Annotated in this window: 18 protein-coding genes and 1 pseudogene; 10 read left to right on the top strand and 9 right to left on the bottom strand. The window is 39.7% G+C overall.

What is annotated here, in order from left to right; genetic code table 11:
- Positions 1–320 precede the first annotated feature (320 nt).
- The 3 genes from V7K32_RS17515 to V7K32_RS17505 are packed head-to-tail and all read left to right on the top strand — an operon-like array spanning position 321 to position 1,215.
- Positions 321–572, top strand: a complete 252-nt coding sequence (locus V7K32_RS17515) for a hypothetical protein (protein WP_334995099.1) — start codon at positions 321–323, stop codon at positions 570–572.
- The gene (locus V7K32_RS17510; RefSeq protein ID WP_334995098.1) at positions 569–1,012 is read left to right on the top strand and encodes a type II toxin-antitoxin system VapC family toxin; all 444 of its coding nucleotides are present in this window, start codon (positions 569–571) and stop codon (positions 1,010–1,012) included. Before V7K32_RS17515 ends, V7K32_RS17510 begins: the two co-directional genes overlap by 4 nt.
- Entirely contained in the window at positions 1,009–1,215 is a 207-nt protein-coding gene (locus tag V7K32_RS17505) for a hypothetical protein (RefSeq protein ID WP_334995097.1), read from the top strand. The genes V7K32_RS17510 and V7K32_RS17505 overlap by 4 nt, the downstream gene beginning before the upstream one ends.
- Positions 1,216–1,719: 504 nt before the next feature.
- Here the strand turns inward: V7K32_RS17505 and V7K32_RS17500 are convergent.
- Entirely contained in the window at positions 1,720–2,904 is a 1,185-nt protein-coding gene (locus tag V7K32_RS17500) for an acyl-CoA dehydrogenase family protein (protein ID WP_334995096.1), read from the bottom strand.
- Between the two features lie 641 nt (positions 2,905–3,545).
- Between V7K32_RS17500 and V7K32_RS17495 the strand changes: the two genes are divergently transcribed.
- Entirely contained in the window at positions 3,546–5,225 is a 1,680-nt protein-coding gene (locus tag V7K32_RS17495; protein WP_334995095.1) for an iron uptake porin, read from the top strand.
- 311 nt (positions 5,226–5,536) lie between these two features.
- Here the strand turns inward: V7K32_RS17495 and V7K32_RS17490 are convergent, their stop codons facing one another.
- The 4 genes from V7K32_RS17490 to sfnG all read right to left on the bottom strand — a co-directional run bounded on the left by V7K32_RS17490 (position 5,537) and on the right by sfnG (position 9,692).
- The gene (locus tag V7K32_RS17490; protein WP_334995094.1) at positions 5,537–5,815 is read right to left on the bottom strand and encodes a hypothetical protein; all 279 of its coding nucleotides are present in this window, start codon (positions 5,813–5,815) and stop codon (positions 5,537–5,539) included.
- Positions 5,757–6,590, bottom strand: a complete 834-nt coding sequence (locus V7K32_RS17485) for a hypothetical protein (RefSeq protein ID WP_334995093.1) — start codon at positions 6,588–6,590, stop codon at positions 5,757–5,759. Before V7K32_RS17485 ends, V7K32_RS17490 begins: the two co-directional genes overlap by 59 nt.
- 271 nt (positions 6,591–6,861) lie before the next feature.
- Positions 6,862–8,070 carry an SfnB family sulfur acquisition oxidoreductase gene (locus V7K32_RS17480; RefSeq protein WP_334995092.1) on the bottom strand — a complete coding sequence of 403 codons (1,209 nt, stop codon included), beginning with the start codon at positions 8,068–8,070 and terminating at the stop codon, positions 6,862–6,864.
- Positions 8,071–8,594: 524 nt separating this feature from the next.
- Positions 8,595–9,692: a dimethylsulfone monooxygenase SfnG gene (sfnG, locus tag V7K32_RS17475; protein ID WP_334995091.1), complete on the bottom strand. Its 1,098-nt coding sequence runs from the start codon at positions 9,690–9,692 to the stop codon at positions 8,595–8,597.
- A gap of 469 nt (positions 9,693–10,161) precedes the next feature.
- Between sfnG and V7K32_RS17470 the strand changes: the two genes are divergently transcribed.
- The gene (locus tag V7K32_RS17470; RefSeq protein ID WP_334995090.1) at positions 10,162–12,207 is read left to right on the top strand and encodes a LysR family transcriptional regulator; all 2,046 of its coding nucleotides are present in this window, start codon (positions 10,162–10,164) and stop codon (positions 12,205–12,207) included.
- 98 nt (positions 12,208–12,305) lie between these two features.
- On the opposite strand, the gene V7K32_RS17465 is transcribed toward V7K32_RS17470, so the two are convergent.
- The 4 genes from V7K32_RS17465 to V7K32_RS17455 all read right to left on the bottom strand — a co-directional run bounded on the left by V7K32_RS17465 (position 12,306) and on the right by V7K32_RS17455 (position 15,203).
- Positions 12,306–12,653 (bottom strand): hypothetical protein, encoded by a 348-nt coding sequence (locus V7K32_RS17465; protein ID WP_334995089.1) that lies wholly within the window; start codon positions 12,651–12,653, stop codon positions 12,306–12,308.
- A 213-nt stretch (positions 12,654–12,866) separates the two neighbouring features.
- Positions 12,867–14,351 (bottom strand): CIA30 family protein, encoded by a 1,485-nt coding sequence (locus tag V7K32_RS17460; protein ID WP_334995088.1) that lies wholly within the window; start codon positions 14,349–14,351, stop codon positions 12,867–12,869.
- 55 nt (positions 14,352–14,406) lie between these two features.
- Positions 14,407–14,553, bottom strand: a complete 147-nt coding sequence (locus tag V7K32_RS28815; protein ID WP_442938764.1) for a WD40 repeat domain-containing protein — start codon at positions 14,551–14,553, stop codon at positions 14,407–14,409.
- 311 nt (positions 14,554–14,864) lie between these two features.
- Complete coding sequence (locus V7K32_RS17455; protein WP_334995087.1) at positions 14,865–15,203, bottom strand: HEAT repeat domain-containing protein; 339 nt, start codon at positions 15,201–15,203, stop codon at positions 14,865–14,867.
- A 415-nt stretch (positions 15,204–15,618) separates the two neighbouring features.
- On the opposite strand from V7K32_RS17455, the gene V7K32_RS17450 reads away from it, so the two are divergent.
- From V7K32_RS17450 to V7K32_RS17430, 5 genes and pseudogenes are all read left to right on the top strand, one after another.
- A complete protein-coding gene (locus V7K32_RS17450; protein ID WP_334995086.1) occupies positions 15,619–15,831 on the top strand; it encodes a DUF2997 domain-containing protein in 213 nt (70 codons plus the stop codon).
- A gap of 17 nt (positions 15,832–15,848) precedes the next feature.
- A complete protein-coding gene (locus V7K32_RS17445; RefSeq protein ID WP_334995085.1) occupies positions 15,849–16,469 on the top strand; it encodes a hypothetical protein in 621 nt (206 codons plus the stop codon).
- Between the two features lie 55 nt (positions 16,470–16,524).
- A pseudogene (locus V7K32_RS17440) lies at positions 16,525–18,084 on the top strand (Hsp70 family protein).
- Between the two features lie 96 nt (positions 18,085–18,180).
- Complete coding sequence (locus tag V7K32_RS17435) at positions 18,181–18,354, top strand: hypothetical protein (protein ID WP_334995084.1); 174 nt, start codon at positions 18,181–18,183, stop codon at positions 18,352–18,354.
- 11 nt (positions 18,355–18,365) lie between these two features.
- Positions 18,366–19,373 (top strand): WD40 repeat domain-containing protein, encoded by a 1,008-nt coding sequence (locus V7K32_RS17430; protein WP_334995083.1) that lies wholly within the window; start codon positions 18,366–18,368, stop codon positions 19,371–19,373.
- Positions 19,374–19,856: the final 483 nt, after the last annotated feature.

Raw genomic sequence — 19,856 nt, 5'->3', positions numbered from 1 at the left:
GTTCGTGGTGTTGGCATCACCGTGCCAAAAAAGGTTTTTTGTCCGCTAAGGAATTTTCAAGTGCCTGAAACGACGATTTTTCGTTCAAACTAGATCGAAACTAGCAGCCTAACCATAGGTCTTTCACGAATTTTATAGGGAAAAGCACTTCTTGAAAAGCTAACCCCATCTTGGTTTCAGCCTTAGCGGACAAATTACCCGTTTCGGCACGGTGACGCCTATTTTGAGTCAGTCTGAAAATTATGTGGTTGCAACCCTTGATAGGATATATCCAAGAGTAAAGACGCTAAAATTTACAGCAGTTGATAAGGGTTAGCTTGATGAGTCCGTCACTTGAAAAAATTTTAAGCGAGATTGAGCAACTGACTCCAGAGGAGCAATTGACGGTGATGGGGCATTTGGTGGAGCATGTGAAGAAACATATCACTCAAGCGCAACCAAAACGCAAGTGGAGCGATTTAAAGGGTATAGCACCCTATCCGCTATTGGGTGAGGATGCGGCTGAATGGGTTTCGCGGACTCGACGGGAAGGGGATGAGCATCGAGAACGGTTGTTGCGAGGAAAGGAATGAGGATTAGTGATGCGTTAGTTGGAGTTGATCGCTTATTTCTCGATACAGCACCCGTAATTTATTTTGTAGAACGCAATCCGCAGTTTGTGGATTTAGTCGATCCAATTTTTGATCGGTTAGAAGCTGACATTACAGCAGTAGTATCTGGAATAACGTTATCAGAGTGTTTGGTGGGTGCTATACGTCTGGGGTTAGTGGATTTAGAGCAGGCTTTCGTCGATGTGTTGCAACAAGATGAAGTAGTTTTTGTGGAGATTAATGTTGCTATTGCGCGAGAAGCTGCGAGAATTCGGGTGCGTTATAACGTTCAGTTACCCGATGCGTTGCAGATGGCGGCGGCAATAATTGCTGGTTGTGAGGCGTTTTTGACCAATGATACAGCTTTGAAGCGGGTGACGGAGTTGAGGGTTTTGCTGGTGGGTGAGTTGTCGGTGGAGTGAGCAGACTATTTGCAATATTAAAGGGCGCGATCGCTTCAGGAGTGGGAAATGGTAGTTTGGTGACATCGGGGCGAAAGAGGAAGCAGCACGCGATTAGCGATCACCCTCACCAAGTTGACCAAGGCATCACCGTGCCAAAAAAGGTTTTTTGTCCGCTAAGGAATTTTCAAGTGCCTGAAACGACGATTTTTCGTTCAAACTAGATCGAAACTAGTAGCCTAACCATAGGTCTTTCACGAATTTTATAGGGAAAAGCACTTCTTGAAAAGCTAACCCCATCTTGGTTTCAGCCTTAGCGGACAAATTACCCGTTTCGGCACGGTGACGCCGTGTTCAGAACCCCGACTTCTTCAAGAAGTCGGGGTTCTCGCAGCCCCGCAAAATTAATGTGACAGACCACTAGTGGTCTGCAAACCTAAAAATGACGGGTGAAGGTGGGGAGTGGGGAAAGAGTTTTTTCTGTTTCCCACATTTACTTCTCCTCAGCAAAGTTGATCGGTTTATCAACACTGTCTACAGATTTAAATGATTCAAGGAATTCATATTACCTTAGCGATGGCTCGCGTTTTTTCTAACCTTTATTTAATTCGTTATTCATTCTCAATAAAAACCTAATTTTAGTGATAAAAATAAGAGCTAATTTGTCAAGCATATCTGAAAATTTAATGCGTTTCAAAATTTTTAACAAAGATGTGGTAATGGAAAAACTATGAATAAAAGTTGGGTTTTGGCAGTTCATCATTTAACGCCCAGTTTCCTATCTCTTGAATTTTATAATCTACTGGATCGTGAAGAGTGAACGTGCGGAGATTACGCCAATAACGGTCAAAGCCATATTTTGCATTAGTAGCGCGTGCGCCCATAACTTCAAAGATCCGGTTGGTAATGTCTAAACCGACTCTAGTGGCGAAGACTTTGGCAGTAGCGACACTAAGCGCACATTCTCCCCGTTGTTGGGCGGTAAGTGACCATTCCGACTCCCAAGCTGCTTGGACTAATTTTTCCGCCTGCTCAGTTAGATACACGGCCGCTTGGAGATCAACCCATATTTTGCCATAGTGCTGAAGGATATAAGGATCTTTAGTTGCACTTTCTATACCTGATGTCAGCCAAGGTTTTGTATTAGTACAAGTATATGTTTTAGCAGCTTCAAATGCTCCTTGGGCAATTCCTAGGTAGATATTAGCAAGATTCAATTGAGTTAAACAGGCACGAATAGTGTTGAAGGGTTGACTGGGTTTGTCTTTACTACTAAAAATTTCGTCAGGATACACCAACACATTTTCAAAAGTAATACTACCACTATCTGTTTGACGTTGCCCTATATTATCCCAATCATGATGAACAGTAACGCCTTGCCGTTGGGTGGGAATTACCAAAATATTCAATTCACCACTTTCTTGATGAGTCGCAGCGATCGGCAATATATCCGAGTCTTGAGAGCCAGAGCAAAAGCTTTTAATCCCGTTGAGACGGAAATAATCATTTTCTGGTGTCAGAGTAGTTCTTTTATCTAAAGGGTTAAGGGCATTGCACCAAAACCAATTATTCTGAATAGTTTCTGAGTAATATCGCTGTTTTTGCTCTGCCGAACCAAAGATATGCGGAATTACTACACCTAGATGGTGGTAAGAAAAGACGTGAGCAATGGAACTATCAACCTTGGCAAACTCGCGGGTAATTTGCATAACGGTAATCCAGCTTTGCCCTAAACCCCCGTACTCTGTGGGTACGATTAGTTTCAGCAAGTTACTTTCACGCAAGCGATCGCGTTCATGTTTTGGTGTTCCTCCCTTAACATCCCGCGCTACAGCAGTCTGGGCAAATTCCTTTCCTAAAGACTTGGCTAAATCGAGATAATTTTGAATTTCTTTAGTTTTGATTAATTGCATTCCTTGCAACTTCTCCTGTTAACCTTATTGTGAGGAGCAACTATAAATTTGGATAAAAAAAGCTGAAACTACAGTAACTTGATAAAGTTACCATACTATAGATATATAATTGCATAGTTTAACTAATAAAGCAAGTTCCAATTAAATTAATTTTGTTAAAGCTATAGGTTGTTAGTACAATCTCAAAAATAGTTGATTGAGAGTCAAGCAAAAAATAAGTAGATGAGAATAAATTTTCTCATCTACTTGTTTTTCACGAGTATATATGCAATATTATTAACTTAAATACAACAATCTACTTTGACTTGATAAGCATACAGTAGTTTATAAATAATTTACGAGAGATTCAGATTATTTGGTAAACCTACAATGTTTTTTTCACGGACAGACATTGTTTTACCAAATAGACCAGCTTATGCAGGGATTGTATTTGTGTGAAGGCAAGTCTTTTCTCCACTGAAATATATAGATGAAAATGCCAGAAATTCACTTATATCTCAAAGTGTATTTTTAAAATTCTTAAGTGTTAGATTAATTCAGCATTTTTCAGGGTTACTCATGAATTTTTAGCTTGACAAGTCCCTGAAACATCTAAGGCTTTAACTAAAGTTTTCAAATCAAAAATGTGAGGAGTGATAGAAATGTTCAATCGTTCATTTCATAATTTATTCATGGAATCAATGATTTTGGGGGCTACTTTGCTAGCCAGCACATCAGCTCATGCAGAAAACAAGAATTTAGTAACTGTAACTCAAACAAATATACCAACTGCGTTGGCGCAGCCAGCCGCAGGTATCGCCAATTTCGGGAAGAATTCTTCGGAAACAACCATCGCACAAACGCCTAAAATTCCTGCAATCAATAGTGATGCAAGCGGACAACAGACAAACAGTATGTCTGAGGTAACTTCTGTATCTCAGCTTTCAGATGTAGAGCCAACTGATTGGGCATTTAGCGCACTCCAGTCTTTAGTTGAGCGTTATGGATGTATTGCGGGTTATCCAAATAGTACTTATCGCGGAAACCGCGCAATTACTCGCTATGAATTTGCAGCAGGTTTAAATGCTTGTTTATCTCGGCTCAACGAGCTAATTGCAACAGCTACATCTGATTTAGTTACCAAACAAGACTTAACTACCGTACAAAGATTGCAAGAAGAATTTACTGTTGAACTAGCAACTTTACGGGGTCGCGTTGATAATTTAGAAACTAGGACTGCGGAACTAGAAGCAAATCAGTTTTCAACAACTACCAAACTTTCTGCGGAAGCCATCTTTGTAATTACGAATGCCTTCCAAGGCTCAGTTAATGGTGATAACACAGTTTTTCAAGATAGAGTTCGCCTCGTTTTCAAAACTAGTTTTACAGGTAAAGATACTCTAAATACTCGTTTAAGTACTGGAAACGCTACTACTTTGCAGCTTCCTGGTGGTTCAGCCGAAGGTTTGCAAACCTTCAATCTTGCACCTAGTAACAACAACCTATCTGTAGATTGGCTCTCTTACTATTTCCCAGTTGGTAGCAAAATCGATGCTTATATAGGAGCCGTAAACGGAGTATTTTTTGATTTTATTCCTACTCTGAGTCCTTATCTCGATAGTGCCACAGGAGGCGATCGCGCTTTAACAGAATTTGCTTCCTCTAGTCCTATCTATCGTATTGGTGGTGGTGCCGGTGGGGGATTCAATTATCGATTAAGTGACCAATTGGTATTGAGCTTGGCTTACTTAGCAGGAGATCATGCCAGTCCTCAGCCAGATAGTGGTTTTTTTAATGGTCAATATAGCACATTTGGACAAATAGCATGGAACCCTAACAATAACTCTGGCATAGGTTTGACTTATGTAAATGCCTACCAAAATCGGGGAGGAATATTTGATTTTGGTAGTGGTTTTACACTTGTCGGAACAGAACAAGCCAATACTCCATTTGAGCGGACCATTACCAACTCCTACGGAGTAGAAGCTTTCTATAAATTTAGTTCTCGATTTGCAGTGAATGGGTTCTTTGGCTACACTAACGCCAAAAATTTGGCAGGTAGTGGTAGTGCAGAAATTTGGTACTATGCTCTGGGATTGGCATTCCCAGATTTAGGGAAACAAGGTAACCTTGGTGGTGTTCTTGTGGGTGCAGAACCTTATCGGGGTGGTAATCCTGCACCTGCAAACGATTTATCTTTACATATTGAAGGCTTTTACAAGTATCGGCTTACAGATAACATTGCCATCACCCCTGGCGTAATTTGGATCACCGCTCCTGCTCAAAACAATGACAATCAGGATGCGGTAATTGGCACTGTCAGGACAACCTTCACGTTTTAAATCATCTCAGCAACGTTATAAATTTTGGCGTTGCTGATTGAAAAGTAAATTTTTTTCACCCACAGAGGCTTCAGACGCAGAGAGTAAGAGTTGAGAATGTTTTCATTTAAGTAAGTGGGCGCAAATAATAATCACTGGCTCGTAGTTGCGCTTTAGCGCAAGACAGCGCAACTACGAACCAAATACAGAGATTTGACTTTTCGTTACATAGTTTGGTTTTATCTTGTCTACCTACTTATTTAGTTCACGCTATTACATCCTTTACAACTATTAACTAGTGCATAATTCGTAATTTAATTTTTAATTACGAATTACAAATTATTCTGGCGTCCTTCACGATTTAAGCTCAGGGGTTGTTCTTCAACTACTGGCAGCACATCCTGCCAAAGGCTAATTCCGTCATATAATCCTGGAGCCATTAATAATACTTGCACCCACAGAATATTGAACCACCAGTAAAGTCCTTGGATAATATTTTCCTGACCTACTAGAGATACTGTCACCAGGTACAACAAAACCGAAATTATTAAACTAGCAACAGATGCAACTATGCCTTTTGTCGGCTGTGACAAGTCCGTGAAAGGCCACATATTGAATTGCCAAACCAATCCTAAACCAACAGTTGTCCAAATTGCTGCAAAGGTTGGGCCTGTCGTTGTTGTAAATAAATCCAATCCTAGCTGTTTCAGGAATAATTCTGTAATCAGAGTGAATAATACCTGTATGCAGTAACCCCAAACGTGGCATTCCTAGTTCCAATTTGTTCAAAGGCCAACGTTCAAAAAAACTGCCGAATACTGTCGAACAAGGATACCAATACCAAGGAATATAAAACGGTTGAAGTCCCCACATTTGCGGCAAAAAGGTAAGTGCAGGGGCAATAAAGAAGATGGCAAAAAAGATATTCAGAAAGCCGCTAATCGGATGCCAGTTGCGTATTTTCTCGGTAGTGACAATTGTGTTGTCAAAGAAGAACAAACTGGCGGCGGCTGCAATGATTGCTGTTTGTCCCCACAAGCCAACAGATGTATCAGTGAGAATTGCTTTTGCAGAAATTAACTTCCAAGCTTCTCCAGTAATATAAACTAGCGTTAATAGCACTACTAAATTCACTGTTCCTCGGACAAATCGGGTAGAGGAAAAGCGAGAACCTGGATAGCCGTTGAGGGAAAAATCTAAATGCCACCACCAGACGAAGCATATAGTGATGTAAGTTAACTTTGTTCCCACATTCAGTTGAATAATTTGACCAAAAATGAGTTCAAAAATATAGCTAATTACAGCAATTATAGCAATAAAAAACAGTCCCTTAAATGGCTGATTTTTCCAAATGCTCCGCCTCTGGGTTGGGTTTGCAACGCTCATAGTATCAACTTGAATAATGTTGGATTTATCAAGGGCAAAGCATTTAGCTAAATATTACCTCTTAATGCCTTGTCGAATTTTAGATTTTAGATTTTAAATTTTTTATTCAAGATTTAAAATCTAAAAATATCTGAGAGCAAGCAAATTTATTTGTGGAATAAATCAAAAATATACAATTCTTGATTCAAGCTTCTGCATTAATGCATGGGGTCAATCAAAAATCAAAAATCAAAAATCAAAAATTGATTGACCCTAATAGAAAATACGGCAATTACAGCCAAGGATGACGTGGAGGGTAGACACCATTGAGGAAGTAGTTGCCAACAGCGTAGTATTTCCAACGGACGGGATCGTGGAGTGTGTGAGCGCGGGCATTTCGCCAGTGGCGATTGTAATTGAATTGCTCCAATGTAGACTTAGTACCTGCTAATTCAAACAACTTGTTGGTAGCTAGTAATGCTGCTTCGGTGGCTAAGGCTTTGGCTTCAGCAACTGCGATCGATGCTTCAACTACCTTGGGTTCTTCTAAACCTGACTCGTTGGCGATGTCGATAAACTCACCCGCACGTCGCAGCAATGCTTCAGCAGCGTGAACTTGAATTTGGACATTGCCTAAGTTGTAGAGTGTCAGAGGGTCTTCGTATCCTTTTTCTAAATTGCTGTCAACCCAAGGGCGGGTATGGTTGCGGACAAAGTAAATGGTGTCACGGACTGCGGCTTTAGCTATTCCCACGTCTACGGCGGCTTGGATGATTTGCGCGATCGCACCCATTGGTGTTGCCCTCTCAAAGGCTAGGTAGTGCGGGATTACGTGTTCTGCCTTAACTTTCACATTTTCAATAATGGTAGTGCCGCTAGCAGTGGTACGCTGTCCGAAGCTCGTCCAGTCATCAAGTAGGGTCAATCCTGGGGCATCTCTTTCGACAAATGCCACCACTGTTTTACCATCTGGATTGCTGGCAATGACGGGAACCCAATGTGCTAATAATGCCCCAGCAGAGTAGTATTTACGTCCGTTGAGTACGTAGTCAGAACCATCTGGTTCTAACTTTGTCTGCACATCAGTAACAGACTTAGTACCAATTTCGGAGAAGGCGTTACCAAACCGTTTACCTTGTAGAGCCAAATCAAAGAAGAACTTCTTCTGCTCATCTGTACCATCCAAGCGAACTGCTTCCACCATATAGAGGTGGTTTTGGGGAATTTGACCAAGGCTAGAATCGGCTTCGGAGATGATTTTAATTACTTCTGCGAGGGTGGCATTCGATACAAATGCACCGCCATACTCTTTCGGGACTGTAATTCCCCACAATCCACTCTGGGAAAACTTTTCTACTTCTTCAGCAGGTAAACGTCGATTTTGGTCGCGTTCTGAGTCTCCCTTGGCAAACTCAGCTGCTAGTTCGTGAGCGATCGCGATCGCTTCTTGGTCATCCTGAATAATATGCGCCTTTTGTTCAGTATTAATTACTGATGTCATAACATAACTCCTTCTTGATTGTGATTAAATAACTGACAACGCAAAAACGAACCATTCCCAGCACAGAGCAGGACACTTGCGGCTTGAGCAAAGTCTCCGTAACATGTAGGAATTAGAGTTTGAAAGTTATTTTGCGTAACTTTTAACAGATTGAATCTGAATTTTTGTAAAAAGGGGCTTAACCATTAAATGATTTACCAGTTAAAGCCAGGATAAATTAGAGAACTAAGTAAGTTGGTGAGAATAAATCAAATTCTTACAAGTAGGTCGGGGAGAAAAAACCAAACTATGTAACGAAAAGTAAAATCTCTGTATTTGGCTCGTAGTTGGGCTGTTTTGCGCTTTAGCAAACCAGTGATGATTATTTGCGCCGACTTACTTACCATTTCTTTGTGAGGCTGCGCCAAACCCTTTTAACTTCTTTCTTTGGGTCTTTTGCGTCTACGTTTTCTTTCTTCATTCTTGTACTTAAATATGGTTTAGCGCATCTTCATACAGAATTGGTATTAACTCTCGATAATTAGCTACACCGCAACCAATTCATCGGCTGTCCGACGATTAGCTTTCAGTTCACGCACAATCGGAATTACTGTCTTACCAAATGCTGGCAAATCATCCGAGTAGTGTAAGAAGCCGCTAAGAATTAAATCAACTCCCGCTTCATTGAACTGGCGAATTTTTTCAGCTACTTGTTCAGCCGTACCAATCAAGCCTGACCGGAAACCATCGTTATACTGCACTAAGTCTTCAAAATTGGAATTCGCCCACATTCCCTGACGTTCACGAGTAGAAGATCCCGCCTGTTTCACGGCTTCGCCAAATCCTTTCACGGCTTCTACATCAGCTTGGGCAATAATATCGCGCAATACTTCATGGGCTTCTGCTTCCGTATCTCGCACGATGATAAAGGAATTCAGACCAAATTTAATTTTGCGTCCTTCAAGACTCGCTAATGCAGACACTTCTGCAATCTGCTCTTTCACACCTTCTATGGTGTTGCCATTCATAAAATACCAATCAGACACCCGGCCAGCCATTCGCCGCGCTGCTTTGGAGTTACCACCTTGAAATATCTCCGGGTGTGGATTCTGATTAATTGGTTTAGGCTTCACCCAACCGCCGTTAATCCGGTAAAAGTCGCCCTTAAAGTGAAACTCATCCTCAGTCCACAAACCTTTGAGGACGCGGATAAATTCCTCTGAACGACGATAGCGTTCATCATGGTCTAACCAATGTTCACCATATATAGTGAATTCATCTTTGAACCAGCCGCTAACTACATTCAGAGCAAACCGACCGTTAGAGATAAAATCAATACTGGCACCGATTTTGGCAACTACTCCCGGATGCCACAATCCAGGGTGAACTGCTGCAATTAGCTTTAATTTTTTGGTGACTGGAGCTAGGGCGGACACGGTTGTTAATGCTTCTAGCTGGTACTCAGCGCCATAGCTGGCGATAAATCTGGCTTGTGCTAGAGCATATTCAAACCCAACTTCTTCAGCTGTTTGAGCCAGTTGAGCATTATATTCGTAAGTCCAATCTGTTCGTTGGGGAATTTTACTAACAACTAACCCACCGCTAACGTTGGGAATCCAGTATGCGAACTTAATATCTACCATAATTGTGCGTTTGTAATTGAAACTGCTTGGTTATTTGTCTGAGTTTGCAAGTGAAGCAACAAAGCCGAATTTGTCATCAGTAACAAATCAGCTAAAACTTGATAGAGCAAAATTTTTGTCAAAATCAAAAGCTTGAGAGCGGCTGTAGACTACTCTGAGTTTAGAAGTAGACAATCTCAGGATCTGATGGTAGTAATATACCATAACCCGATCGCGCTACCGTAGTTTTTAATGAATCAGACTTTATCACAACAATTTTTCCGATGTCGTGATTCGATATACTTAAATTCCATTTCGCTATTCCAAAATGGAATACAGCCCAATTTTTGGTGTTTAATTATTATTTTATACTTGGTGGTTATCACCTTGATTCAAGGAGGAGTAAGCAGAAATACAGAACTCGACATATCGCAACTATACAGCAGAACAGCTTAATTGTGTTGTAATTAAAAATCTTGCCTTACTTAGCATGAACAAGATTAAACTCGAAGATATTACCCTAAATCACATCAAAATTTTAAAAGCAGTAGATGACTGTGGTAGCTTCTCTAAAGCAGCAAAAAAACTAGGGTATAGCCAATCATTAATTAGTAAAAAAGTCAAGCAAATAGAAGATTATTTTGGAGTAATTTTGCTAAATCGCTCTCCTGGCTCTATATGCTTGACTAATAAAGGCAAGAAATTGATTTCTCAGACAATTAATTTAGTAGAAACTGTAGAAAATCTGCAAGAAGAATTTCAAGCAACATTTAGCCCTGAAGGCGAAGATTTGATATTGGGGGCTACTAATTTGATCTTAGAAGTCTGGCTCAAACAATATACACAGCGATTTGAGCTTTGTTTTACAGGGAGAAATATCAAAGAGATAACGGTAAAAAATAACATATTTTTCTCGAATTCTCAAGTTATAGAGATGGACCTCTTACTCAACAGTTGCTCTGGATATAAGGAAGAACATCACTGTACTAGATTAACAACTCATAAAATGCTGCTTGTCTCCTTTGGGGCAACTAAATATCTTAATGAGCATAGCTTAGTTAAAATAAATGATATTGATATAGCTGATATTGTACTTTTAGATGAGGTCCATGAAGAACTATCTAAAAATAGGTTTTTGATGAATAAATTAAGTGGTGTGAAGGTACTATATAATTATCAAGATGTCCTAAAATATGCTTCAAAGAATCAAAAACTAACGATTCTACCTGATTTTTGTGAAGCTAACATAATATCTCAATACAAAGTATTAACTTTGACTATTGAAGATATTAATGAATATGGCATTTATCTTCATGTTCCTCGCTTTAGTGAGTTGTTAATATCCGCAGAGACTTTGGTGAGAAGTTTTAGACTCGATCAGAATAATTTAGAAAGTTTACCTAATGTAAATCTAATTTTAGATAGCTATTCTTCTAATGAAAAAAATATTCTTAGGATAGGTATTCAGAGTGATTCTGTAGGGCAGTTTGTTGCCGGATATGGGACTAAGCATGTTTCTGATTTACAGAGAGCATCTTCATCACTTGAACAGCCTATGTTCAAAAATATTGAAATTAACCGAGATTTTGATTTACAAATTATCCCGTTTACTTCTGGGGAACAAATGAACCAAAAAATGAAACGGGGAGAATTAGATATTTGTATTTTAGATGATATTTCTCTATTGAATAATGGTAGCCAGTTCTTCGATGATGTAAGTTTTGGTTCTAAATTGATTGGGATTGCTTCGTACAATCTTTTAGGTCAAGATATAAATATTGTTGTGCATAAAGATTCTTCTATAAATACTGTTCAGGATTTGAAAGGTAAACGAATTTCTACCTTATTTGGTTCAAATGCTCATAGATTCATCATTACTCTTTTTGACATCTATGATATGGATGTCAGTAAGGATTGCAGATTAGCGAATGAAAATCCTCGTAAAGCAAGTAAGAGTTTGGCAAATAAAACTATCGATGCTTATGTGTGTTGTCATACTTTTGCCTCAATTTTAGAAGGATATGGTTTTGTCAGAAAGCTGCTCCTCTCTCAGACGGTTAGTTTAAGAATTCCATCAATCAGAGGAATTGTCTGTCGTTCGCAGTTCATTAAAGAAAATCCAAAAATTGTCATTGCTTATTTACATGATTTAGTAGTTGCTAACTATTGGTTTAATTCATCTCCACTTCAGGCAGCAGATATATTAGCTAAAGTGATTGATATGAGAACTACTCAAGTAAATCAGTTTTTTAATCCTGTATTTGGGAACCGCATCGACCCAACCCTCAAACCTCAATGGTCTTGGTTACTTAAAACTTTAAATCGCAGGTTAGAAGGAAAATATGGCATTTCACTATTTGATATAGATTTTTGGATAGATGATTATTTTTTAAGACTTGTCTACAATTTACTGAATCTAGATTATCACTTTCATCAGGTTTCTTTTGCAAGTGAATTTTCCAGCAGCTATTTTGTAGAGGAACAGTTTAGCCGACATATAAAAGTTCTCTATAATAAATACGATCTACCGATATAACATGAAGATAAGTAAGTGGGTCAAATTAAATATAAAACCTCACCCTATACTGTTAATTATGCCGCTTTACTTAACTCTAGATAAAATAATTTAAAGACTCAGCGACTTTCTAATTTAGAAACTCGCGCTTCTAATTTGTTGACTTGTTGCTTCAATTCAACCACCAAAGTTGCAAGCCGATCAAACATCGGATCTTGTTGTGATAAGTTCCTTCTGGAACCAGTTGACTGGCGTGGGGTAAGTGTTGTTCTTGAGGATGGAGACTGGCGGCTTGAACCCAGTTGAGATTCTATTTGGTTTAATCGTGACTCGACACGATTAAAGTCCGCTTCTAGGTTGTTGATGCGGGACTCCACTTGCTGGGATGAAGCAGTCTTTCCAAATAACCCACCCCAGAGAATTGTTGCTAAAATCCCGGCAAATATTAGCACTTGGATTTTTTTCATAACAGTCTATTTAGATAGGATATGTTGGGATGCCTAGAGAGTATATAGCGTTTCCTAATATGAGTGAGGTTAAGCTGTACCTCACCCCGATAAAGCTGTGATTTATCTCCCCTCTCCAAAGGATCAGAGAGGGGTTGGGGGTGAGGTTTTGATTTTGATATGTATATGTACTTCATCCACTTGGGAAGCGCTATAAGTCTGTAGTCACTTCACTTATTTATCCTTTACTAAATTAGAAAATAACTTCTGCCAATCGATAGAGTTAACAGTATTATCTCCCTGTTTTACTTCAAACGTGACATTAGAAGCTTTTCCTAGTTTTAGAGCTTGCACGCAAAGTTCTGCTACATCCTCACGGCTGATTTTTCCCTTAATATTATCGCCTTGCTCGAATATTAATTCCTTACCTCCTGGTTCTTCAGTTAAAGCACAAGGTCTAACAATCGTATAAGGAATTCCGCTTTCTCTTAAACTATCTTCTCCCTTCAACTTCCAAGTTAAAATTCCTCCCAATTGGTCATTTAATTTCACCGCTGGCGGTTCTTCATCTAAATTAATTCCAGGGCGTCCGGGACGAGTCACGCCTGCTGAACTGACGAGAATAAATTGTGGTAAAGTTGTCCCGCCGTAAGCTTTAATTGATTCCAACTGCAAAGCAAAACCACCGGGAGAAAATTTAGGATTCAAAGCGCCATCATATTCAAATTTGCTCAACATCAGTTGGAATGAACAAACTCTATGCTGCTCAATTGGCGGCGCATCTTTGACAACTTTTGCCCGAAAGACGGGAATCAAATCTGCAAAGGGAATATGAACATCTATCCACGTATTAGCTACGGTATCGAAAGAATAGCTATAGCCAATACCATCCCATTTTGTATCTGTCCGCAGGAATATTTTATAACGTTGACCGTCACCTTTGACGCGCAATTTCACACCTTCGCAATCAGATAAGTTGAAGGGTGGATCAAAATTCTTGGTTCTGATCGAAGCGAATCCGCCAGAGTTAGCGGTGGAGACATTACCAGCAAACAAAGCTGTATTTTCGACTAATTGGATATTACTGGCACTCACGCCACCCATGACGACATCATCCAGCGCCCCCCAGTAATCTTTTAATTCTGCTGATGGCTTGGTGAAATCAAATATCGGTTTTTCGTTTGCTTGGGGTAGATATTTTGCAGCCGCTTGGACTAAATTTTTAACACCTTGATATTCTACATTTTCTGGGGTGTCGCCAACAATTTCTGGCTGGTAAAATTTAACACCTTGATAATATTTTGCTCTATCTGCTGTGTCTCCCTCAACTGGTTGCACACGCACTGCTGTACAACAAACTACAGCTTGGATATCAGCCATAACTAAAGAAGTTAAAGTTTCTGGTTGAGTGATATCCGCAACTACTAGGTCTATATCATTACCAAAACTTGACCGTGCTTTGTCAATATCTCGAACTAGGGCGCGAACTTTATAACCTTGTTGGAGCGATCGCTGCACTACTCGTTTACCTACACCACCTGTTGCACCTGCTACTAATATTACACCCACGTTTCTTCCTCCATTGGGTCTATTTTGATTATCCTTAGGACGACCTTGGATTAACTGCTGTACCCAGTTAAGGAAAGGAATTACCTCAAAGTAAGTCAGGGTTTCGATAAACCTGCCTAAATCCCATTGAGAACGATTTTTGTCAGTCATATTTGCGTCCTCATAACTTTCTTAAGTTTAGCCCAATGAGCTAGTTATGTTGTCTTTAAGCCAGTCCCCAGACTTTAATAGTTTTGTCACAACCGCAACTACTAACCAGATTCTGCCCATCTGGGCTAATGGCTACACAATTCACCTGTCTTTTATCCCCAACAAGAGTATAAATTTCTTTTCCAGTTTGCAAATCCCACACTTTTAGGACTTACGCAAAACTACACCTGTTAGGGGCAATTCATGAATTGCCCCTACCATAAAATCATTCTTTTCGGCTACTGTTTGCGTAAGTCCTAACTTTAATAGAACCGTCCGAACTACCACTGACAAGAGTTTTTTTATCGCCACTGAGGGCAACCGAGGGAACTGTTTAGGGACTTCCAGGAAATAAATTATCCAACCTTGTGGGGTGGGCAACTTGCCCGCCTTTGACTATGGGCGGGCGAGACGCCCACCCCACAATAAATAGTTGTATATTTTTTTATTTGGAAGTCCCTTATGGATGCCCCTTCAAAATATGGATTCGCTTTGCTCTCGGCAAATCCCATAAGGATTGTACTCGTGTAACGCCTGTTTTATCCGAGGTTCTTGTCTTTGCCCTAACAGCGAGTAAGCAGCCCACCTAACTTGTGTGACTTCATTTTGCAAAGCTTGGATGACTAAATCTAAGCCTTCATCACCGTATTGGAGGGCTTCTTTTAACGCTGCAATACGATTTTGTGGGGCAGTACTGGCTAACCGTTGCTTGACTCCTGGCAGTCCTCCTAAAACTGCTGCATCGCTTGGGGTAGGAATTTGGCTACCTAAAACAACATCAAAAGGTCTTGGCTGGTTGGGATTTTGTGACATGATACTTTCAGCTTGCACTACTGTCTATCATTCCCCAAGATTGAGAAAGAGCGATCGCTCGGCATGTAAGTACCAGTTCTGTATGAAGGTGCGCCGAACTATATGAGGAACGAACCGCAAAGTCCGCAAAGGGTACAAAGAAAGAAAGAAATAAGAAGTAAAGGAAATTTGGCGCAGCTTCACCAACAAACGGTATAAGTACCAAGAATGTCCGCCCTTGGCTCGGTTTGTTTCCTGATTGTGCGTAAATTATGTTAAATCTTATTGACCCAAAACAGTACATTTGTTTTAATGTATTGGCAAAACGTATTTGTTTGTATTAGTGCCAGTATTAATTGCCGTTGGTTAGAATTTGGTACAACATGATGATTATTGTGTCACTTTTAAAACTCTAAAAAATTAAAAGACTATACTTATGGCTGAGTATCAAAAAATTGAGTATCGCATTGGTAAAGATGGGAAAATTACTGAAACAGTAATCAATGCTTTTGGTTGGAGTTGCACAAGTACAACATCGGGAATTGAAAAGGCTTTAGGAGAAGTTGAAAATCAAGAATTATTGCCTGAGTATTACGAAGGCAGTGAGGGCGAGACAGTGGCACAAAACCAGTCTCTCAAAGAAATTTAAGAGGGATGCAGATAGGAATGTTTTCTCTTTTAAGCCTTTTGACAATGGCAATAGGGATTTGCACTCTGTTGTTGATTATTCCAGCAATTAGAGCTGCGATCGCTGCCAAAGCAGACTTAGAAACTGACAAGTTAGCACTGGCGCGATCGCAAATTGAATTGCTAGAGGATGAACTACAAGCAACTCATCAAAATTACTTAGAGTTAGAGCAAAAGTTACACCAGCTTGTCTTAGAAAAAGCAGCACTGCATCAGGAAGGCTTACGACTGCATGAAGAATTGCAGCAGCAGCGTCTTGAACTGACAGACGAAATACGTTCTTCGACATTTGAGCAATTGCAGACATTGTTAACAAACTATCCCAGCATCCATCAGATGGTGCGCGTTAAACCAGAATTGCCTGCAAAAAATCTGCTTTCGATGTTTACATCTTTAGATAACCTCCTCTATAAATGGGGTTACGAACAGATAGGCAAACCTTGGGAACAAGTACCTTACAATCCCCAAATTCATCAACCAGACACAGCTGATATTGCTTTATATGAGTTAGTTTACATCCGATTTGTCGGTTATCAGCATCAAGGACGAATTCTTACCCCTGCCAAAGTTAGTCGCACTTTACCGGGAGGGGGGAGGTGAGGGAGCAGGGGAAGAAGAACTAATGACAAATGACAAATGACTACAGTAATAACAAATGACTACAGTAATAATTGATTTTGGTACAAGCAATACTGTTGTTTGTATTACTGATTTGATTACGCAAAAACCACGGACATTGAGATTTGACTCGATGTCGCGTCGGTTTGAGGTTGGGGCAGAACAAGTTAGCGTTGTACCCAGTTTAGTATTTGTGGAAGGGCGCGCTCGCATTTTATTTGGTGAATCTGTACGCGCCAAACGCTTGGGGTTTGCCCAGCCAGAACGCTGTTTTAGAGCTTTCAAACGCGATTTGGCAGCAGATTTTGTCCCACCTCCCCGACAGTTGGATGGTAATAGTTACAGTGCTGAGGTGGTTTCGGAACTGTTTCTTAAGGAAATTTGGCAACAGGTTGAACAGCAATTACAACCCAGTAGCGTTATTTTCACAGTTCCCGTCGGTGCATTTGAGCGATATCTTGACTGGTTCCGCAACTTGGGCGACAAGTTAAATATTCCCGCAGTACAAATTGTCGATGAATCTACCGCAGCAGCCCTTGGTTATGCTGTCAAGCATCCTGGTGCTGTGGTTTTGGTGGTTGATTTTGGCGGTGGTACTCTAGATTTAAGTTTAGTACGAACTGTCAGCGCTGAATCTGAACAGCAAATAGTGCGTGCCGAAGTTATTGCCAAATCTGATGCTTTTATTGGCGGCGTAGATATTGATACATGGATTGTCGAACATTACCTGCAAAAAATTGGTTCCTCCCGTGCTGAAGTTGGAGAAATCGGCTTTATGAATTTGCTGGAAGTAGCAGAAAGGGTAAAAATCCAAATTTCAATAACAGATGAGGCGAAAGAAGCTTGGTTTGATGATGAAAATTTTATGTCCCATGAATTGCAACTACATCGGAATGAATTAGGCGAAATTTTAGAAAATCAACAATTATTATAACAGTTAAGACAGGCAATAGATGAAGTATTAGCGATCGCACTTGCTAAAGGGATGAGCAAATCTACAATTGAACAGGTTTTATTAGTCGGTGGGACTTGTCAAATTCCCGCCGTGCAACAACTGGTAATTTCCTATTTTGGACGACAAAAGGTAAAATTAGATAAACCCTTTGAAGCCGTCGCACATGGCGCATTAGCTTTAAGTGAAATGGCAGCAGTTGATGATTACCTGCGCCACAGTTATGCTATTCGTCTTTGGGAACCCCACAGCAAAAGTTATTCTTATTTAACTTTAATAGAAAAAGGGGCAAAGTATCCAGGGGCGCGTTCTGAAACTTTAACTTTGCAAGTTGCAACAGAGGGACAGCGAGAAATTCGCCTTGATATTGGGGAAGTAGCAGAAGTTTCTCAAGCGGAAGTTTCTTACGATACTCAAGGAAGGATGACGAGTAGCCAATTAGTAAAACAAGATAGTTATCGTTCTTTAGAAACTCATCATCAACAAGTATGTATCGCTTATATCGAACCGCCTGGACAAACAGGAGTAGACCGAATACAGGCAGAATTTGAAGTGAACGAACAACGGGTATTAGTAGTAACAGTTAAGGATTTATTGACAGGGAAGATGTTAGTTGATAGGGGTGCGATCGCTAAACTCAAATAATCTCCTCTCTGCGCCCTCTGCGCCTCAGCGGTTCGTTTAAAAAAGAACCGTAATCAAAAATGGCAATACTAATAATAGTAAAGTGGTAAAAATGCAATGACAGAGAATCAGAATCAACCTAAAGAATATGATGCTGTACTTGGTGGACAAGTAGCACCACCTGTTAATGGTTTAGTTTTGGGTGGAATAGAAGGAGCCAAGCTTCGTTTAAATAGTAATGATATAAAAGTCAAAATTGCTGCTGTTGCAGAATTAATTATGGAGAGATAGGCTTATATTTATTGCTAGATTTGTTTCAACAGGAGAAATCAGAAGAAGTAAAAAAATCAGCTTATTTGTTATTGCGTTATCGAACAGAAGCGAAAGTCAAAAATATTTTGCAAAACTATGACCATTGGCAACTTTTTGATGATATCGGTACGTTAAAAGAAGAATCACACTCACTTCAGTGTCAGTGTATGGTTATTAGCCCTGATAATCAAACTCTTTTTACTGGAGGTAATAACGATACAATAAAAGTTTGGGACTTAAATATAGGTAAACTAAAGTATACTCAATTAGTCAAGTCTGGTTCTATTATTTCCCTAGATATTAGCCTTGATGGAAAAACTTTAGTTGATGGAAGTAAATTTGTCAAAATAAAAGTTTGGGAAATCAAGTCAGATAAGATTAGACGCAGACAGTTTATTAAAAATCAAGGTGGAGTCAGCATAATTTTTGTTGCTTTGAGTGCTGATGGAGAAACTCTATTTAGTGGAACACCATATCATAGCACTAAGATATGGAATTTAAAGACCGGAAGCTGCGGAGGATTTGAAGGAGATAGATGGGCAGCACGATCTTATGCTATTAGTCAAAATAAACAAACTATTGTGACGGGTATGCATATCATTAATATTTGGGATGTAGAGACAAGAAGACTAAAAAAGACTTTACAATCTCGTTCGGAAGTTGACATAATTGCTATTAGTCCTAATGAAAAAAATATTATCGGTGCTTTTATAGATAAAACTATCAAAGTATGGGATGTAGATTCAGGAAATATTGTACATACGCTCACAGGACATTCAGACTACATTACATCTTTAGCTATCAGTTATGATGGAAAAAACTTAGTTAGCGCAAGTCGTGAGAAAACTATCAAAATATGGGATTTAAATACTGCAACACTAAAAAAAACGCTTCACGGACATTCAGGATGGGTTAACTGTATAGCCATTAGTCCTGATGGAGAATTTATTACAAGTGGTAGCAATGATGGAACTATAAAGATTTGGGGAGTGCCATAAAGTAAAAAATAAATGCGATCGCACTTCTGTAATTGAAAATAATTACCCTATATAAAGCGCATTTATGAAATTAGGTGATTGTAGCGATCGCACTTAGGACTTACGCACTGTACAAATTAATCATGTTATGCTTTGACCAAAATGGCTTGTTTCAGCCTTGGATTGATGGTAAATAGACCGATATTGTAGGGGTTTAGCACTGCTAAACCCCTACGAAAGATGTGCTTTTCCCATTACGCATATTTAATGTTTTCTGTCAATGCGTAAGTCCTAGCACTCAACAATCCCGTCGGAAGTAGGTAGACATAATTAAATATAAAATAAACTCTTAGTTTGTAGTGAGCGATTTATCGCTCAGACAAATGATTATCAGGACTAAAGTCCTTACGGGAGCAATGCGATTTTATGAGGTTTGGTCAAAAACAAGCGATCGCTAAAAACTATATTTAGGTACAGGGTGATTTTATTTGCAAATAATATACT

The sequence above is a fragment of the Nostoc sp. genome, assembly GCF_036917635.1.
GTDB lineage: Bacteria > Cyanobacteriota > Cyanobacteriia > Cyanobacteriales > Nostocaceae > Nostoc.
This window is presented reverse-complemented; position numbering and strand designations above follow the sequence as displayed.

What these genes read in the sequence shown, in the direction of transcription:
- V7K32_RS17445 (WP_334995085.1), top strand. Translation starts at nt 15,849, where the DNA reads ATGTTTTCTCTTTTAAGCCTTTTGACAATGGCAATAGGGATTTGCACT.
- V7K32_RS17480 (WP_334995092.1), bottom strand. Translation starts at nt 8,070, where the DNA reads ATGACATCAGTAATTAATACTGAACAAAAGGCGCATATTATTCAGGAT.
- sfnG (WP_334995091.1), bottom strand. Translation starts at nt 9,692, where the DNA reads ATGGTAGATATTAAGTTCGCATACTGGATTCCCAACGTTAGCGGTGGG.
- V7K32_RS17455 (WP_334995087.1), bottom strand. Translation starts at nt 15,203, where the DNA reads ATGTCACAAAATCCCAACCAGCCAAGACCTTTTGATGTTGTTTTAGGT.
- V7K32_RS17465 (WP_334995089.1), bottom strand. Translation starts at nt 12,653, where the DNA reads ATGAAAAAAATCCAAGTGCTAATATTTGCCGGGATTTTAGCAACAATT.
- V7K32_RS17495 (WP_334995095.1), top strand. Translation starts at nt 3,546, where the DNA reads ATGTTCAATCGTTCATTTCATAATTTATTCATGGAATCAATGATTTTG.
- V7K32_RS17470 (WP_334995090.1), top strand. Translation starts at nt 10,162, where the DNA reads ATGAACAAGATTAAACTCGAAGATATTACCCTAAATCACATCAAAATT.
- V7K32_RS17460 (WP_334995088.1), bottom strand. Translation starts at nt 14,351, where the DNA reads ATGACTGACAAAAATCGTTCTCAATGGGATTTAGGCAGGTTTATCGAA.
- V7K32_RS17510 (WP_334995098.1), top strand. Translation starts at nt 569, where the DNA reads ATGAGGATTAGTGATGCGTTAGTTGGAGTTGATCGCTTATTTCTCGAT.
- V7K32_RS17515 (WP_334995099.1), top strand. Translation starts at nt 321, where the DNA reads ATGAGTCCGTCACTTGAAAAAATTTTAAGCGAGATTGAGCAACTGACT.
- V7K32_RS17485 (WP_334995093.1), bottom strand. Translation starts at nt 6,590, where the DNA reads ATGAGCGTTGCAAACCCAACCCAGAGGCGGAGCATTTGGAAAAATCAG.
- V7K32_RS17490 (WP_334995094.1), bottom strand. Translation starts at nt 5,815, where the DNA reads ATGTGGCCTTTCACGGACTTGTCACAGCCGACAAAAGGCATAGTTGCA.
- V7K32_RS17450 (WP_334995086.1), top strand. Translation starts at nt 15,619, where the DNA reads ATGGCTGAGTATCAAAAAATTGAGTATCGCATTGGTAAAGATGGGAAA.
- V7K32_RS17435 (WP_334995084.1), top strand. Translation starts at nt 18,181, where the DNA reads ATGACAGAGAATCAGAATCAACCTAAAGAATATGATGCTGTACTTGGT.
- V7K32_RS17500 (WP_334995096.1), bottom strand. Translation starts at nt 2,904, where the DNA reads ATGCAATTAATCAAAACTAAAGAAATTCAAAATTATCTCGATTTAGCC.